Origin of the sequence: Pseudomonas sp. NDM (genome assembly GCF_003105095.1) — a bacterium.
GTDB lineage: Bacteria > Pseudomonadota > Gammaproteobacteria > Pseudomonadales > Pseudomonadaceae > Aquipseudomonas > Aquipseudomonas moraviensis_A.
In genome coordinates, this window is the sequence record NZ_QETJ01000046.1 from 16769 (window position 1) to 33649 (window position 16881).

The 16881-nt window shown below is 60.5% G+C and carries 14 protein-coding genes; 5 read left to right on the forward strand and 9 right to left on the reverse strand.

All coding sequences use genetic code 11. The features are described from left to right. Positions 1-111: 111 nt before the first annotated feature. The 8 genes from DCO47_RS12325 to DCO47_RS12360 all read right to left on the reverse strand — a co-directional run bounded on the left by DCO47_RS12325 (position 112) and on the right by DCO47_RS12360 (position 9969). Complete coding sequence (locus DCO47_RS12325) at positions 112-2034, reverse strand: PrkA family serine protein kinase (RefSeq protein WP_039757710.1); 1923 nt, start codon at positions 2032-2034, stop codon at positions 112-114. A 296-nt stretch (positions 2035-2330) separates the two neighbouring features. Beyond that, positions 2331-2660: a thiosulfate sulfurtransferase GlpE gene (gene glpE / locus DCO47_RS12330; protein WP_042610116.1), complete on the reverse strand. Its 330-nt coding sequence runs from the start codon at positions 2658-2660 to the stop codon at positions 2331-2333. A gap of 34 nt (positions 2661-2694) precedes the next feature. Continuing rightward, positions 2695-3576, reverse strand: coding sequence for a symmetrical bis(5'-nucleosyl)-tetraphosphatase (locus DCO47_RS12335; protein WP_064365401.1), 882 nt, complete (start codon positions 3574-3576; stop codon positions 2695-2697). Next, a complete protein-coding gene (apaG, locus tag DCO47_RS12340; RefSeq protein WP_042610118.1) occupies positions 3576-3956 on the reverse strand; it encodes a Co2+/Mg2+ efflux protein ApaG in 381 nt (126 codons plus the stop codon). Before apaG ends, DCO47_RS12335 begins: the two co-directional genes overlap by 1 nt. Positions 3957-4069: 113 nt before the next feature. Further along, positions 4070-4888: a 16S rRNA (adenine(1518)-N(6)/adenine(1519)-N(6))-dimethyltransferase RsmA gene (rsmA, locus tag DCO47_RS12345; RefSeq protein ID WP_083353694.1), complete on the reverse strand. Its 819-nt coding sequence runs from the start codon at positions 4886-4888 to the stop codon at positions 4070-4072. Continuing rightward, the gene (gene pdxA, locus DCO47_RS12350) at positions 4885-5874 is read right to left on the reverse strand and encodes a 4-hydroxythreonine-4-phosphate dehydrogenase PdxA (protein ID WP_116658184.1); all 990 of its coding nucleotides are present in this window, start codon (positions 5872-5874) and stop codon (positions 4885-4887) included. The genes rsmA and pdxA overlap by 4 nt, the downstream gene beginning before the upstream one ends. Beyond that, complete coding sequence (gene surA, locus DCO47_RS12355) at positions 5871-7193, reverse strand: peptidylprolyl isomerase SurA (protein ID WP_177434340.1); 1323 nt, start codon at positions 7191-7193, stop codon at positions 5871-5873. The genes pdxA and surA overlap by 4 nt, the downstream gene beginning before the upstream one ends. Continuing rightward, the gene (locus DCO47_RS12360; RefSeq protein WP_116658185.1) at positions 7168-9969 is read right to left on the reverse strand and encodes an LPS-assembly protein LptD; all 2802 of its coding nucleotides are present in this window, start codon (positions 9967-9969) and stop codon (positions 7168-7170) included. The genes surA and DCO47_RS12360 overlap by 26 nt, the downstream gene beginning before the upstream one ends. A 130-nt stretch (positions 9970-10099) precedes the next feature. On the opposite strand from DCO47_RS12360, the gene DCO47_RS12365 reads away from it, so the two are divergent. The 3 genes from DCO47_RS12365 to DCO47_RS12375 are packed head-to-tail and all read left to right on the forward strand — an operon-like array spanning position 10100 to position 12556. Continuing rightward, complete coding sequence (locus DCO47_RS12365; RefSeq protein WP_065616558.1) at positions 10100-11119, forward strand: aminoglycoside phosphotransferase family protein; 1020 nt, start codon at positions 10100-10102, stop codon at positions 11117-11119. Next, complete coding sequence (gene murU, locus DCO47_RS12370; protein WP_116658186.1) at positions 11116-11787, forward strand: N-acetylmuramate alpha-1-phosphate uridylyltransferase MurU; 672 nt, start codon at positions 11116-11118, stop codon at positions 11785-11787. Before DCO47_RS12365 ends, murU begins: the two co-directional genes overlap by 4 nt. A 1-nt stretch (position 11788) precedes the next feature. Next, entirely contained in the window at positions 11789-12556 is a 768-nt protein-coding gene (locus DCO47_RS12375) for a TerB family tellurite resistance protein (RefSeq protein ID WP_042610124.1), read from the forward strand. A 96-nt stretch (positions 12557-12652) separates the two neighbouring features. On the opposite strand, the gene DCO47_RS12380 is transcribed toward DCO47_RS12375, so the two are convergent. Beyond that, positions 12653-13639 carry an alpha/beta hydrolase family protein gene (locus DCO47_RS12380; protein WP_116658187.1) on the reverse strand — a complete coding sequence of 329 codons (987 nt, stop codon included), beginning with the start codon at positions 13637-13639 and terminating at the stop codon, positions 12653-12655. 73 nt (positions 13640-13712) lie between these two features. Here DCO47_RS12380 and DCO47_RS12385 point away from each other — a divergent pair, with 73 nt between their 5' ends. Next, a complete protein-coding gene (locus tag DCO47_RS12385; RefSeq protein ID WP_116658188.1) occupies positions 13713-16109 on the forward strand; it encodes a PAS domain S-box protein in 2397 nt (798 codons plus the stop codon). A 94-nt stretch (positions 16110-16203) separates the two neighbouring features. Continuing rightward, a complete protein-coding gene (locus tag DCO47_RS12390; protein WP_177330622.1) occupies positions 16204-16854 on the forward strand; it encodes a response regulator transcription factor in 651 nt (216 codons plus the stop codon). Positions 16855-16881: the final 27 nt, after the last annotated feature.

The window sequence follows — 16881 nt, forward strand, 5'->3', positions numbered from 1 at the left end:
CTCCGGGGAGCTTCAAGTTTTGAGCTGCAAGCTGCAAGTAGAGGCGAATGGGCCAGAATCAGCCTCTACGCGCTTTTTCTTGCAGCTTGTGGCTTGTAGCTTGCAGCTGCCTCACTGCGACTTGCGGACCCGCAGGTACCATTCGGACAGAAGCCGTACCTGTTTATCGGTGTAGCCACGTTCAACCATTCGTGTAACGAAGTCGTTGTGTTTCTGCTGATCCTCTTTGCTGGCCTTGGCGTTGAAGCTGATGACGGGCAGCAGGTCCTCGGTGTTGGAGAACATTTTCTTCTCGATGACCACCCGCAGTTTTTCGTAGCTGAGCCAGGTCGGGTTCTTGCCGTTGTTGTTGGCCCGGGCGCGCAGGACGAAGTTGACGATTTCGTTGCGGAAATCCTTCGGATTGCTGATGCCGGCCGGTTTTTCGATTTTTTCCAGTTCTTCGTTCAGGGCCACGCGGTTGAGGATCTCGCCGGTTTCCGGATCGCGATACTCCTGATCCTGAATCCAGAAGTCCGCGTACAGCACATAGCGATCGAAGATGTTCTGACCGTACTCGCTGTAGGACTCGAGATAAGCAGTCTGGATTTCCTTGCCGATAAACTCGATGTAGCGCGGGGCGAGGTATTCCTTCAGATAACGCAGATAGCGTTCGCGGGTTTCAGCCTGGAACTGCTCCTGTTCGATCTGCTGTTCCAGCACATAGAGCAGGTGCACCGGGTTGGCGGCGATTTCATGCGGGTCGAAGTTGAACACCTTGGACAGGATCTTGAAGGCGAAGCGGGTCGACAGACCGTTCATGCCTTCATCGACACCGGCCGAGTCGCGGTACTCCTGAATCGACTTGGCCTTCGGATCGGTGTCCTTGAGGTTTTCACCGTCGTAGACGCGCATCTTCGAATAGATGTTGGAGTTTTCCGGTTCCTTGAGGCGCGACAGCACGGTGAACTGCGCGAGCATCTTCAAGGTGTCCGGTGCGCAATGCGCCTTGGACAGGGAGCTGTTGAACAGCAATTTGTCGTAGATCTTCACTTCATCGCTGACGCGCAGGCAGTACGGCACTTTGACGATGTAGATCCGGTCGATGAACGCCTCGTTGTTCTTGTTGTTGCGGAAGGTGTGCCACTCCGATTCGTTGGAGTGAGCCAGCAGGATGCCGGTGAACGGAATCGCGCCGAGGCCTTCGGTACTGTTGTAGTTACCCTCCTGCGTGGCGGTCAGCAGTGGGTGCAGCACCTTGATCGGCGCCTTGAACATTTCGACGAATTCCATCAGGCCCTGGTTGGCCCGGCACAGCGCACCGGAGTAGCTGTAGGCGTCGGCGTCGTTCTGCGGGAATTCTTCGAGCTTGCGAATATCGACCTTGCCGACCAGCGCCGAGATATCCTGGTTGTTCTCGTCACCGGGTTCGGTCTTGGCGACGGCAATCTGATTGAGGATCGACGGGTACAGTTTGACCACGCGGAACTGGCTGATGTCGCCGCCGAATTCAGCCAGGCGCTTGGTCGCCCAGGGCGACATGATGGTGTTCAGGTAGCGCCGTGGGATACCGAAGTCTTCCTCAAGGATCGCGCCATCTTCAGTGGCGTTGAACAGACCCAGAGGCGATTCGAAGACCGGCGAGCCCTTGATGGCGTAGAAGGGCACTTTTTCCATCAGTTGCTTCAGCTTCTCGGCCAGGGACGATTTACCGCCACCCACGGGGCCGAGCAGATAGAGGATCTGTTTCTTCTCTTCCAGGCCTTGGGCGGCGTGGCGGAAATACGAGACGATCTGGTCGATGCATTCTTCCATCCCATGGAAGTCTTCAAAGGCCGGATAGCGACGGATCACCTTGTTGGAGAAGATGCGCGACAGCCTCGAATTGGTCGAAGTGTCGAGCAGTTCCGGTTCGCCGATCGCCATCAACAGACGCTCGGCGGCGGAAACGTAGGCGCTGCGATCCTTTTTGCACAGCTCCAGGTACTCCTGCAGAGAAAGTTCTTCCTGGCGTGTGGATTCGAAGCGTTGTTGGAAGTGGCTAAAGATACTCATGACGTCACCTCGCTCGATACGTGGAGCCGACGCCGGATCACTCAGTCGATGCTGGCAGCAGTCGCTATGGCAGCTGCTGTTTACCCCCCAGAATTCTTCCACGGTCGACAAACCGCGAAAGCTACTCCCGATGACCCGCGCGCCGGTGTACCGGCTCTCCCCTGTTTTGGATGGCCTGCGCTTAAGGATAGTTGGGAATTCGAGAGGTAAAGGCGAGATACGTAATTAGTTGTGGCAGACCGTTTGTCTGCCGCGCGCAGGCCCACGGAAGCCGGGGCCTGCGCCGCGCAAAAAAATTATTCTTCGCTGCCTTGTGCAGTTTCCGAAGGATAGGTCGTACGCCACAGCTCAAAACCGCCATCCATGCTGTAGACGTCGGAGAAACCTTGGCCGACCAGATAGGCAGCTGCGCCCTGACTGGAATTGCCGTGGTAGCAGACCACGACGGTCGGTGCATCCAGGTCGGCGCCTTGAATGAAAGCGTGCAGCGAATGGTTGTCGAGATGCTTCGAGCCGCTGATATGCAGTGAGGCAAAGGTAGCCGGGTCGCGCACGTCGACTACGACGGCGCCTTGTTCACGCAGGGCCTGGGCCTGTTCCGGGGGGATTCGTTTGAATTCGCTCATGACAAAGTTCCTGTTGCTCAACTGAAGGCGCAGTCTAGCGCGGTGCGCCGACTGGCGAAGATTCGGAGATAAGTGGCGCGACCGTGTGCGCAAGCCCGCCGTGTTCATCGCATTTGCATGACAGGCGTTCGCCGCTGTCGACGTTCATCAGCGTCAGGCTGCCGCCCCATACGCATCCGGTGTCCAGCGCTGAAATGCCCGGCTCGTGGATATTGCCTTCAAGCGCTGCCCAGTGACCAAAAATGATGCGCAGGCCCTTGGTCTTGCGCTCCTTGTGCTGAAACCACGGCTTGTAGCCGGGCGGGGCGCTGTCGAGGCCTTCCTTGCTCTTGAGGTCAAGCTTGCCCTCGGCGGTGCAAAAGCGCATGCGCGTGAAGTAATTGGTGATCACCCGCAGGCGATCGATGCCTTTGAGGTCGTTATCCCACTTTGCCGGCTCGTTGCCGTACATGCCGTCGAGGTAGGCGGGGAACACGTTGTCGTCGCGCAGCGCGGTCTCGACTTCGGCGGCGCACTTCAAGGCGCGGCGCAGCGACCATTGTGGCGGGATGCCAGCGTGAACCATGGCGACATCACGGATTTCGTCGTAATGCATCAGCTTCTGCTGGCGCAGCCATTCCATCAGTTGCGGGCCATCCGGCGCCTCGATGATTTCGCGCAACGTGTCGCTTTTCTTCAAACGCTCGATTTTCTTCGCAGCGGCCAGCAGATGCAGGTCGTGATTACCGAGCACGCACACCAGTGACTCACGCATCTGGTAGAGAAAGCGCAGGGTTTCCAGCGACTGCGGGCCACGATTGACCAGGTCGCCCACGAGCCACAGCCGATCCAGCGCCGGGTCAAAGGCAACTTGCTTGAGCAGACACTTGAGCGGTTCGAGGCAGCCCTGCAGGTCACCGACGGCGTAAGTCGTCATCAGTGCAGGGCTCCGGGTACAGCGAGGCGAAACGGTTTGATGACTGCATCGAAATGCTTGCCGTCATCGGCGAGCATTTGATAGGTGCCCTGCATGGTGCCGACCTTGGTGATCATTACCGTGCCGCTGGTATACGTGTGGCTTTCGCCCGCGGCGATCAGCGGCTTCTGGCCGACGACCCCTTCACCGCGTACTTCTTCGACATGGCCATTGCCATCGGTAATCACCCAATGCCGGGAGAGAAGTTTGGCCGCAATCTCACCGTTGTTCTGCACGGTAATGGTGTAGGCGAAGGCGAAACGGTCGTGTTCGGGTTGCGATTGGTCTGCCAGATAGTGGGTGACGACGCTGACATCGACCTGATAACGGGAATCGGACATGCAAGAAGGCCTTAACGAAGCGGAACGCGGGGCGTAGCTGATGGGGAATCAGTCTAGGCAAGTATCGGGCAGTAAACCAGAGTGGAGTGCTGCCCGATAGCGTTCATCGCTGGTCAGTCGGCGGCGGGAGCTGCCGGTACCTGTATCGCAAGCTGGTCGGCCAGGCGCACGAATGCGGCCAGATCAAGTTGCTCGGGACGCAGGCTGCCATCGACGCCGGCGGCTTCGATTTCGGCGTTGCTGAGCAATTGCTTGAGGGTATTGCGCAGGGTTTTGCGGCGCTGATTGAACGCTTCGCGCACAACGCGCTCGAGCAACTTGTGATCCTTGGCCGGGTGTGGCAATACCGCGTGGGGCACCAGACGAACGATCGCCGAGTCGACTTTCGGCGGCGGATTGAACGCGCCCGGGCCGACGTTGAACAGATGTTCGACGCGGCAATGGTACTGAACCATGATCGACAGACGACCCCAGTCACCGCCACCCGGGCCTGCGGCCAGGCGCTCGACCACTTCTTTCTGCAACATGAAGTGCATGTCGCGGATGATGCCGGCGTTGTTCAGCAGGTGGAAAATCAGCGGCGTGGAGATGTTGTACGGCAGATTGCCGACCACCCGCAGGCTGTTCGGCGCGGCGTTCAGCGTATTGAAGTCGAATTTCAGCGCATCGCCCTGATGCAGGTTGAAATTGCTCAGGCCGGCAAACTGCTGGTTAAGGATCGGGATCAGATCCTTGTCCAGTTCCACCACGTCGAGTTGGGCGCCGGAGCCAAGCAACCCTTGGGTCAGGGCACCCTGGCCCGGGCCGATTTCCAGCAGGCGATCGTCAGCCTTGGCATGGATCGAGCGCAGGATGCGGTCGATAACGCCAGCATCGTGGAGAAAGTTCTGACCAAAGCGTTTGCGCGCCTTGTGTTGGTATTGCTCGTTCATAAACGGGTCTCGGCCATCTGGTAGGCGGTTTCCAGGGCCACTTGCAGGCTGCCGGTGTCGATCCTGCCGCTGCCGGCCAGGTCCAGGGCGGTGCCATGGTCGACCGAGGTGCGGATGATCGGCAGGCCCAGCGTCACATTGACGGCAGCGCCGAAGCCTTTGTACTTGAGCACGGGCAAGCCCTGGTCGTGGTACATCGCCAGCACTGCATCGCAGTGCTCCAGATATTTGGGGGTAAACAGAGTGTCGGCAGGCAGCGGGCCACGAAGGTCCATGCCCTCGCTGCGCAGGCGCTCCAGGGTCGGTTCGATGATGTCGATTTCTTCATGGCCCAGGTGGCCGCCTTCACCGGCATGCGGATTGAGTCCGCAGACCAGAATGCGTGGCTGGGCAATGCCGAATTTGTCTCGCAGATCGGCGTGCAGGATTCGCGTGACGCGCTCCAGCCGCTCTGGGGTGATCGCATCGGCAATCTCGCGCAGGGGCAGGTGCGTGGTGACCAGCGCCACGCGCAAACCACGCGTCGCAAGCATCATGACCACTTGCGCGGTGTGCGTCAGGTCGGCAAGAAACTCGGTGTGTCCGGAGAAGGCGATGCCTGACTCGTTGATCACGCCTTTATGCACCGGCGCTGTGATCATCCCGGCGAAGTCGCCGTTCAGGCAGCCGTTGCCAGCGCGGGTCAGGGTTTCGAGGACGAACGCCGCGTTGGCCTTGTCCAGTTGCCCGGCAACTACCGGTGCGCTGAGCGGCGTATCCCAGACATACAGGCCACCGGCGGGTGCCGGAACATCAGGCCACTTATCCGGGGTGGCATCCAGCAGATTGACGACCAGCCCCAGTTGCGCGGCCCGCTCAAGGAGCAGGTCGCGGCTGGTGATGGCAATCAGGGGATGTGGCTGGGCTTGCGAGGCGAGCAGCAGGCACAGGTCGGGACCGATGCCGGCTGGTTCGCCGGGTGTCAGCGCGAAACGCTTGGGTTTCACTGCGCTGCCTGGTCTGCACCAGGGAGTTTGATCTCTACGTACGCTTCGTCACGGATCTGACGCAGCCAGGTTTGCAGCTCTTCGTCGTATTTGCGGTTACGCAGTACGGTCATGGCTTGCTGCTCACGGGCCTGCTCGGTGCTGTCGGTGGCGCGACGGCCAAGGACTTCCAGCACGTGCCAGCCGTATTGGGTCTGGAATGGCTTGGACAGCTGGCCTTGTGGAGTCGAGGCCATCACTTCGCGGAATTCCGGTACGAGTACGTTCGGGTCGATCCAGTTCAGGTCGCCGCCATTGAGCGCGGAACCCGGATCTTCCGAGTAGTTTTTTGCCAGCTCGGCAAAGTCTTCGCCGGCGCTGATGCGGTCATACAACGATTGCACCAGTGCCTTGGTCTTGGCCTCGTCGCGGATCGGGCTTGGCTTGACCAGGATGTGCCGCACATGCACTTCGTCGCGCATCTGCGCTTCGCCGCCACGCTTGCCCAGCAGCTTCAGAATGATGAAACCGCCCGGGGTGCGTGCAGGTTGGGTGATGTCGCCGACGGCCATGCTGCTCAGTTGACGATCGAACGGCGGTGGCAGTTGCGCGGCTTTACGCCAGCCCATGTCGCCGCCTTCCAGCGCGTTGTCGCTGCCGGACTTGGCCACGGCCATCTGACCGAAGTCAGCGCCTTGCTTGAGCTGCTGGTAAACCTCCATCGCCTGGCGCGCGGCGCTCTGAATGGCATCAGAGTTGGCGCTTTCCGGGGTCGGGATCAGGATGTTGGCCAGGTGCAGTTCTTCGGACAGCTGCATTTTGCCGAGATCGGAGGCGAGGAAGTTCTTCACTTCCTGCTCCGAAACCTGAATGCGTTCTGCCACGCGTCGCTGACGCACACGGCTGATGATCATTTCGCGTTTGATCTGATCACGGGCGTCGTCATAGTTCAGGCCATCACGAGCCAGCGCAGCGCGGAACTGATCAACAGTCATGTTGTTGCGCTGGGCGATGGTGCCGACGGCCTGGTTGAGTTCTTCGTCAGTGATGCGGATACCGGAACGTTCGCCGATCTGCAATTGCAGGTTTTCGACGATCAGGCGCTCGAGCACTTGCTGATCGAGCACGCCCGGAGGCGGCAGGCCGCCCCCGCGCTTGGCGATGGTCTGCTGAACTTCGTGAACGCGCTGGTCCAGTTGGCTCTGCATGACCACGTCGTTGTCGACAATCGCTACCACTTTATCGATGGACTGCACGGCGGCGTTGGCCGCCGTACCCAGGAACAGCGCGCCCAGCAGCAGCGGGCGCAGACAATCAGAAAGCTTGGTCTTCACGTTCACGATAACCTTGAATGCCTTTGTCGAGGAAGCTCTCTACCTTGGCGCCAGTCAGGCCGCCGAGCCCCTTCAGAACAATTTGGAGGAAGACGCCATGGTCGCCTTTTTCGTTTTGCGGAGCTTCCTGGCTGAACTCGTCATAGGAAACCCAGTAACGATTGATCAGGCGCAGTTTCCAGCAGCAGTTGTCGTATTCGAAACCACCGAAGGCTTCCAGGGTGCGATTGCGGTTGTAGTCGTACTGCCAGCGGCTGATGGCGTTCCACTGTGGAACGATCGGCCAGATGACGGAGAAGTCATGCTGCTGGATCTTGTAGTAATCCTTCACGTAGCCAGGCTGCCCGGGAACGCCGTAGTCACCACCGCCCACCGACCACTGACCGGTGTTCTGGTCGTAACGAACCTGATCATTACGATAGCGATAGCCGGCATTGATGACCTTGTTCGGGTTGTCTGCTGGCTGGTAGTGGAACATCGCACTGCCGGAGCGCGGGCTGCGGCTGTCCGGGTCCCAGTTGTAGTCGGCTGTGGCGCGCCAGTCGCGGTTCCAGCGGTACTCGTATTCAAGCGCGTACGGCGAGACACTGGATTTGGAATCTTCACGGGTTTTCGCATCGATACCAGGCAACTGCACTTCGCGATTCTTGAAGTAATAAGCCTGGCCTACGCTGATGCGCTGACGCTCGAAACCATTGTCTTCGATCCAGCGGCTGGTTACGCCCAGCGACAGCTTGTTTTCGTCCCCGACACGGTCGGCGCCGGTAAAGCGGTTGTCACGGAACAGCGAGGAGTAGCTGAACGTCGTTTCGCTGGTATCGAACACCGGAATATCTTCCTGATCGACCTCAGGGACGTACAGGTAGAACAGGCGTGGTTCCAGAGTCTGGCGATAGTTCTTGCCGAAGTACGAAGTATTTCGGTCGAAGTAGAGGCCGCTATCAATGCTGGCGATCGGTACGCCACGATTCTGGTTGCTGTCGAACTTGCCGTAGAGCTTCTGGTTTGCTGGCGACAGCGCATCGATCTGCGCTTTACCGGTGTTGTCCAGATCAAGCTGATATTGGGTGTACTGATATTTCAGCGATGGCTTCAGGAAGCCATATGTCCAGCTCATCGGCAGGCTGACGCCCGGCTTCAGATTCAAGCGATCGCCATTGGCACGAGCCAGGCCGGTGATGTTGTTGTCCAGACGCGGCTCGGTGGTAATGCCGTCTTCCTGGACAAAGGTGCCGCTTCTCAGGTCGCGGTCGAAACGCACCAGCTCGGTCTGATAATCGAAATCGAGGCCTTCTGGATGATAGGGCAGTTGACCATTGAAGGTGATCTGCGGCAGACGTCCGTAAGGCGTAATGTTCGAAACGGTGGCCAACTGATACTTCTGAGCGTTCAACGTGGCGGTATAGGAATCACCACGGTAAGAAACCAGACCTTGTTGATTCACAAAGTCACTGCTCTTAACGCCAATCTGGTCGGTTTCCAGATCCTGGAAGTAGTAGGGGTCACTGATCTTGGTGTAATCGACCTGGGTCAGCACGCGGGAGTCGAGACCGCCCTTGTGCTGCCAGTTGTACATGTAGCGAGTCTCGTTGTAGTCGGACTGGCGTTTGCGATCGTCGTTCTCGTCGTTCAGGTACGAGGCCCCGAACTGACCTTCACTCGACTTGGTCAGGTAACGGAATTCGCCTTCCACCAGCATGCCGCGCTTGCTCATGTAGCGCGGGTACAACGTGGCGTCATAGTTCGGCGCCAGGTTGAAGTAGTACGGGGTGACCAGCATGAAGCCGGTGTCGCTGCCCGAACCGATGGTCGGCGGCAGGAAGCCTGACTGGCGGCGGTCATCGATCGGGAAGTAGATGTACGGCGTGTACAGAATCGGAATGTCTTTGACGCGCAAGGTCACGTTGGTCGCGGTACCGAAACCGGTGGCCGGGTTCAATGTGATGTTGTTGCCCTTGAGCTGCCACGCGTTGCTGTTCGGTTCGCACGTGGTGTACGTGCCGTCCTTCAAGCGGATGATCGCGTTCTCGGCACGCTTGGCGTACAGCGCGTTACCGCGGATGCGCGATTTGTGCATCACGTACTCGGCGTTGTCGACCTTGGCTTCACCGGTGTCGAGCTGCACATCGGCGTGGTCGCCGACGATCAGCGCACCGTTGTCGCGGATGCGTACGTTGCCGGCCAGTTCGCCACGGCTCTCGGCCTGATACAGGTTGGCCTCGTCGGCTTCGACCTGCATGCTGCCCTGACGCATGATCACGTCACCGGCGAGGCTGGCGACCTGGGTGTCCTGCTCGTAACGCGATGCTTTGGCCCCGATGAAGGTCGGCGCATCACTTTTATTCGTCTTGTCATTCATGCCAGGACGAATCGGTTCGATATAGGAACCAGAGCAGTAAGGACCGGTCTCGGCCAATTGGGCGGCGGTGAGCCTCTCGCGCGGAACCCAGTCGAGGTGACTGTAGTCTTCGCTACGGGATTTCAGGCCGCGGCCCTTGGCTTCGGTGACCAGTGCGGTTTTCGCGCCAGTGTCGGCGTCGGAACCCTTGTCGGCCACAGGCTCGCCGGCGGCGCTGACGGCACTGCCGTCATGCACCGGACGCGGCGGCAATGCCGCAGCGGGCGACTTGGGCGCACAGTCCCAGCCACCCGTAGCCGAGACGGAGCAGTCATACTGCTCGGCGGCAACAACGAATTGACTGGCCAGAGGTTGCATAGCCAGCAGACTGCCGGTTACCAACAACGGAAATTTTTTACGAAACGCGGGGGATTTCAATGCCATCTTATTAGTCCGGGCTTCCTGCGTGCCATCTGCCCGCGGTGTGGGCCGCACGCCTCTCGATGGTCTGAAAAAGATGCTGGATAATAAAGCATGACCCGCTTGACGGCTAGCGCCGTCGGAGACCCTTGCAATGCCTGACCAAGATGTACGCTTGCAACACCTGAAAGTTTGGCTCGATGAGCAGTTGGCGAAGCTGTTTGCCGAGCAGGGCTGGGGCACCGTGCCCCCGGCCACGTTGACCGCGGCCAGCAGCGACGCGAGTTTCCGTCGTTACTTCCGTTGGGAGGGCGACGGTCGCAGCTTCGTCGTGATGGACGCGCCGCCACCGCAGGAAAACTGCAAACCGTTCGTGGATATCGCCTTTTTGCTGGCGAAATCCGGAATAAATGTGCCGAAAATTTATGCCGAAGACCTCGAGCGCGGTTTTCTTTTGCTCAATGACCTGGGCAACAAGACCTATCTTGACGTGATCGATGGCGAAAATGCCGACGCGTTATTCCACGATGCCCTGCAAGCGCTGTTGGCTTTTCAACAGTTGCCGATGGTCGCACCGTTGCCCGGTTACGACGTCGCCCTGTTGCGGCGTGAGCTGGAGTTGTTCCCCGAGTGGTACGTCAAGCATGAGCTGGGCATCGAGTTCGATGCGGCGCAGCAGCAACAGTGGCAGCACATCAGCGAGCTGCTGATCGACAGCGCGCTGGCGCAGCCGAAAGTGCTGGTGCACCGCGACTACATGCCACGCAACCTGATGCTCAGCGAGCCCAACCCCGGCGTGCTGGATTTTCAGGATGCGGTATACGGCCCGGTGACTTACGACGTTACTTGCCTGTTCAAGGACGCGTTCCTCAGCTGGCCTGAAGAACGTGTACGCGGCTGGCTGAAGAGTTATTGGCAGCAGGCCTCGGCGCTGGATATTCCGGTGCAGACGGATTTCGAAGATTTCCTGCGCGCCAGCGACCTGATGGGCGTGCAGCGTCACCTGAAAGTCATCGGCATCTTCGCGCGGATCTGCCATCGCGACGGCAAGCCGCGTTATCTGGCCGACGTGCCGCGCTTCTTCTCTTATATAGAAGCTGTGATCGCCCGCCGTCCCGAACTGGCGGAGCTGCAAGCGCTGTTCAGCAGCTTGCATGCTGGAGCGACGGCATGAAGGCAATGATTCTGGCGGCGGGCAAAGGCGAGCGCATGCGCCCCCTGACCCTGACCACGCCTAAACCGCTGGTGCGTGCCGGCGGTGTGCCGCTGATCGAGTATCACCTGCGCACCCTCGCGGCCGCAGGCTTCAACGACATCGTCATCAACCACGCCTGGCTCGGTCAGCAGATCGAAGATCATCTGGGCGACGGTTCGCGTTTCGGTCTGAGCATTCAGTATTCGCCGGAGGGCGAGCCGCTGGAAACCGGCGGCGGGATTTTCCGTGCACTGCCGTTGCTCGGTGACGATGCGTTTCTGGTGGTCAACGGCGACATCTGGACCGATTACGACTTCAGCGTTTTGCACCAGCCGATCAATGGTTTGGCGCATCTGGTGCTGGCGGACAATCCGGCGCATCACCCGAAGGGCGATTTCACCCTGATCGACGGCAAAGTGCAGGATGGCGAGCCTGATGCACCTACTCTGACTTACAGCGGTATCGCCGTGCTTCATCCGCAGCTGTTCGACGGTTGTAGCGACGGTGCTTTCAAACTCGCGCCTTTGTTGCGCAAAGCCATGGCCGACGGCGAAGTCACGGGCGAGCGCCTGAAGGGCCATTGGGTGGATGTCGGTACCCATGAACGCTTGGCCGAAGCCGAAGCCCTGATAGAAGCGAGTCGCTGAGATGTTGTGGCCAGGGACTCTGATTGGAGCCGGAGTGGGGTACGCGATTGCCAGCATTCCGGGGGCCATGCTTGGAGCGTTGTTGGGGCAGGCGCTGGATCGGCGCCTGCAGCTGCAGAGCTGGGGACACTTGCGGGAAAAGCTCGGCGGTCGGCCGATGCTGCGCAACGATGAGCTGCTGTTCGTCTTGCTCGGGCGTCTGGCCAAGAGCGACGGGCGCGTCACGGACGGGCATATCCAGCAGGCGCGCAATGAAATGCGCGCATTGGAGATGAGCGAGCCGGCGACACGGCGGGCCATTGCTGCGTTCAATCGTGGCAAGTCCGGCAGCGACAATCTGCGCGGTTATCTGCGCCGTCTGAGTTCGCAACCGCATGCGACCGAAGGTGTGTTGCGCGCCTGTTGGCGGATGGTCTGGGCCGATGGTCGCGCCGGTGTCAGCGAACGCGAGTTGCTGGCGCAGTGGGGCAAGTGGCTGGGCTGGACGTCGCAGCAGGTGCAAGCGCTGGCCAGCGATTACGAGCCGGGCAAGCGGCCGATTGTCAGTGCTGCGGTGAGTTATCAGGAGGCGATGAAGTTGCTTGGGGTGTCGGCGAGCAGCGAGCCGGCGCAGATCAAGCGCGCTTACCGGCGATTGCTCAGTCGCCATCACCCGGACAAGATTGCCGGCAGCGGCGCGACGCCGGCCCAGGTGCGTGAGGCGACCGAGCGGACGCGGGAATTGCACAATGCCTATACGTTGATTCGGGAGCGGCGGGATTTTCGCTGACCCTTGAAGATCAGAAGATCGCAGCCTTCGGCAGCTCCTACCCTTGGAATGCATTTTCCTGTAGGCGCTGCCGAAGGCTGCGATCTTTTGCTTTTATCAGTCCGTATTTTGTGGATTCAACCAGCCCCGCACCCGTCGAACCAGCTGTTCCTGCTCAGCCTTTTTGTCCGGCAACACCTTCAACGCGACCTGGCTGAACGCCGAGGTCTTCAGGCGCTTGCTGGCCTGCATGCGCTCCAGCGCCGCGTTGCGATCGAGGGCTTTGTCCATATAGAAAATATCCGCCGTCGGCAGCTTCAGCGTCGGCGTCAGTTCGGCGAGTGGCGGCAGGGCTTTGGCCGGTGCTTGCGCGTCAACCATGACCAGTTTCTCCACCTGAGGCGTTTGTCGCTCGCTGAGAAAACGCGCCGCCCAGTAGGCACCGGTGCCGTGACCGAGCACGACAATGCTGCGCGCGCTCTGCTGCTCGGCGTAGGCGATCGCTGCGTCGATCCGTCCGAAGACGCGTTCGGCATCGGCCTTGGCTTGTTCTTCGCTGGTTTGCGCCACGACCTGTTCAGCAACTTCCGCTTCACCGCCAGCGGCTTGCTCGATCGGTTGCGCGGTGGTGGCGTCTTTGCTCGTGGTTTCCGGGGCTTTCGGCGCCGCGGCCGGTTCGATCACGCGTGGGGCGATGGCGTCGCCTTGCAGATCGGGCAGGGTGATGCTCAGGCTGCTCCAACCGGCGTCCGGCAATTTGCGCCGCAACGGGCCGACGGCCTGCGGCCAGTCAGCGGTTTCGCCAACACCGGGAACGATGATCACCGCACCTTTGGGCTCGGCGCTGTTGGCCGGTTTCCACAGGGCGAGGAAGGTCTCGCTGCCAGCCTGTAACTGTTGCTGCTCTTGCGCCGGCAGTTTACGTTGCAGTGCGGCCGCCTCTTCCTGACTACGCTCAAGCAGTGGCTGGCGCTCGGCCGGTTTTTCTTCGGCGGGCTTGTCCGTGGCGGCGGGCGCCGGGTCGGCGGCTTCGACGGAAAACGCACAGGGCAGGATCAGCGACAGGCACAATGCTGGCAGTGCCAGGCGGTAGACAGAGGGCATCGGTTATTCCAGGCCAGAAAGTATCCCGGCAGCCTAATAGGTTGGTCAGAATTTGTCAGTGTATGAGACTTCAATGAAGCGATTTTGCTGCCTGTGGGTTATCGGCTGTTTGTGGTTTCCCTTGATGGGCTGGGCGGCACCTGCGCCACCGGCCCATGCCGCGCAACTGACGCCAGAGCAGCAGCAATGGCTGGCGCAGCACAATGAGTTGCGCGTCGGCCTGGTCCTGCAGGCGCCCTACGCGACTTATGATCGGCGCCTGCAGCGCCTGTCCGGGGCCAATGTCGAGTTGATGAAACTGCTCGCCAGAACCCTGGGCGTGGAACTGAGCTGGCGCAATTTCCAGGACCTCGGGCAGTTGGAAAGCGCGTTGCTCGAGGGTGAGATCGATATCGCCCCGGGTCTGAGTCAAACGCCGGGCGCGCTGCGCCTCTGGCAATTTTCCGACCCGTACATGCGCGTGCCGCAACTGGTGGTCAGCGACCAGAAAAGCAGCGGCGCAGTCGATCTGGAAAAACTCGACAGCCAGACTCGCGTCGCCGTACGCATGCCGAGCAGCACCGCCGATTATCTGCGCAGCAACTATCCGCACCTGAATCTGCAGGGCGTGCCGCTGGAGCGTCAGGCGTTGCAGTTGCTGTTGAGTCAGCAGGCCTCCTACGCGGTGATTGATGAAGCACAGTTGGGACGCCTGTCGGTAGAGCCGGAGTTCGCCGAACTGGTGGTGGTCGGTGATATCGGCCTGCCGCAATTGCTGCGTGTGGCGTCACGGCGGGATTGGCCGGAACTGGCCGGCATCGTCCAGAGCGCCTTGCGTGCGATTCCGGCCAAGGATCTGGAACAACTGCACAATCAGTGGCTGCAACCGAAATACCCACGGCTGGCCGAATCGCCGGGGTTCTGGCAGAACCTCAGCCTGTTGTTTGCCGTGATGCTGTTCAGTTGCGTGGCGATCGTGGTCTGGCAGCGACGCCAACAGCACAGCCTCGAACAGCGCCTGCTCAGCGCCCGCGAGGACATCGCGTTGCGCGCAGCCAGTGAAGAAGCGCTGCGACTGACGCAGTTTTCCATCGACCAAAGCACCGTTGGCATTCTGTGGGTCAATTGGGACAGCCATGTGCGCTACGCCAACCGCGCAGCGGAAAACATGCTCGGCTATCCCTCGGGCGGGCTGATCGAGCGGCCGCTGATCGACTTCGAACCCGGCCTGCACATGGATCGCTGGCTCAATCTGTGGAAGCGTGCGCGGGCCAGTGAAGAAGGGCCGCTGAGCTTCGAAACCAGTTGCCTGCGTGCCGACGGCAGCGTGTTGCCGGCGGATGTGTCCCTGAGTTTTCTGCGCTTTCGTGACAGTGAATATCTGGTGGTCTACCTCACCGACGTCACCGATCGGCGCCGCGCACTGGCCGCGTTGCAGGAAAGTGAAGCGCGCCTGCAAGGCATCGCCGCCAACGTCCCAGGCCTGGTGTTTCGGCTGGAGCGGGCGCCGGTCACCGGGCAGATCGACTTTGCCTACATCAGCGAGGGCAGCGAGACGCTGGTCGGCTACGCGCCGGCGGCCATTGCTCACCGCGACATGGGCCTGCGCAGTCTGGTGCATCCCGACGACAAGGCCAGTTATCACCGCACCCAGGATCAGGCGCTGGACACCGACAGCGACTGGTCGTGGCAGGGCCGCATCGTCACGCGCCAGGGCGAGCAGCGCTGGGCCGAGATCAAGGCGATCACCCGGCAACTGGAGGACGGCGCCTACGTGTGGGACGGTATCGTCTGGGACATCAGCGAAAGCAAACGCATCGAGCTGGAACTGGCGGCTTCGCGCGAGCAGTTGCGTGAATTGTCGGCGCACCTGGAGAGCGTGCGCGAAGAAGAGAAGGCGCGCATCGCCCGCGAAGTTCATGATGAGCTGGGGCAGATGCTCACCGTGCTGAAACTGGAGACATCGATGTGCGAACTGGCCTACGCGCAACTCGATCCGGGTCTGAACGAACGGCTCAACAGCATGAAGCGCCTGATCGCACAACTATTTCAGCTGGTGCGCGATGTGGCGACGGCGTTGCGCCCGCCGATCCTCGATGCCGGGATTGCCTCGGCGATCGAGTGGCAGGCGCGACGCTTCGAGGCGCGCACGCAGATTCCGTGTCTGGTGCAGGTGCCGGACAACCTGCCGGCGCTCAGCGATGCCAAGGCGGTGGGGCTGTTCCGGATTTTGCAGGAGGCGCTGACCAACGTGATGCGTCATGCTCAGGCGCACACGGTGGAATTGACGCTGGCGCTTGCGGGCGATGAATTGTGTCTGACCGTCAGCGATGATGGCGTGGGATTTGTCACCGCTGAAGATCGGCCGACGTCGTTTGGCCTGGTCGGCATGCGTGAGCGGGTGCTGATCATGGGCGGGCGGCTGGAGCTGGAGAGCGAGCCGGGGGAGGGCACCAGTCTTAAGGTGTGGGTGCCGGTGAGTGAGGTCTGAAGGTTTGTGTTGTGAGTGCTGACGCCTTCGCGAGCAGGCCCGCTCCCACCGGGGAGAATGCATTCCAGGGTGGGAGCGAGCCTGCTCGCGAAATATGTTGGCTGAGGAGAAGAACGTGATCCGTGTACTGGTAGCCGAAGACCACACCATCGTCCGTGAAGGCATCAAGCAATTGATCGGCCTGGCCAAGGATCTGCAAGTAGTGGGGGAGGCGAGCAATGGCGAGCAACTGCTGGAAACCCTGCGCAGCGTGCCTTGCGAGGTGGTGCTGCTGGACATCTCCATGCCCGGCGTCAATGGCCTGGAAGCGATCCCGCGCATTCGTGCGCTGAACAACCCGCCGGCGATTCTGGTGCTGTCGATGCACGACGAAGCGCAAATGGCTGCGCGCGCATTGAAGGTCGGCGCGGCCGGGTATGCGACCAAGGACAGCGATCCGGCGCTGCTGCTTACCGCGATCCGCAAGGTCGCGGCGGGTGGTCGCTACATTGACCCGGAACTGGCCGACCGGATGGTCTTCGAAGTCGGCCTGACCGACACGCGGCCGCTGCATTCGCTGCTGTCCGAACGCGAATTCTCGGTGTTCGAACGCCTGGCCCAGGGCGCCAACGTCAACGATATCGCCCAGCAACTGGCCCTGAGCAGCAAGACCATCAGCACCCACAAGGCGCGGCTGATGCAAAAACTCAACATCACCTCGCTGGCTGAACTGGTGAAATATGCGATGGAGCACAAACTTCTCTGACCCACCGCTATCAACTGTAGGAGTGAG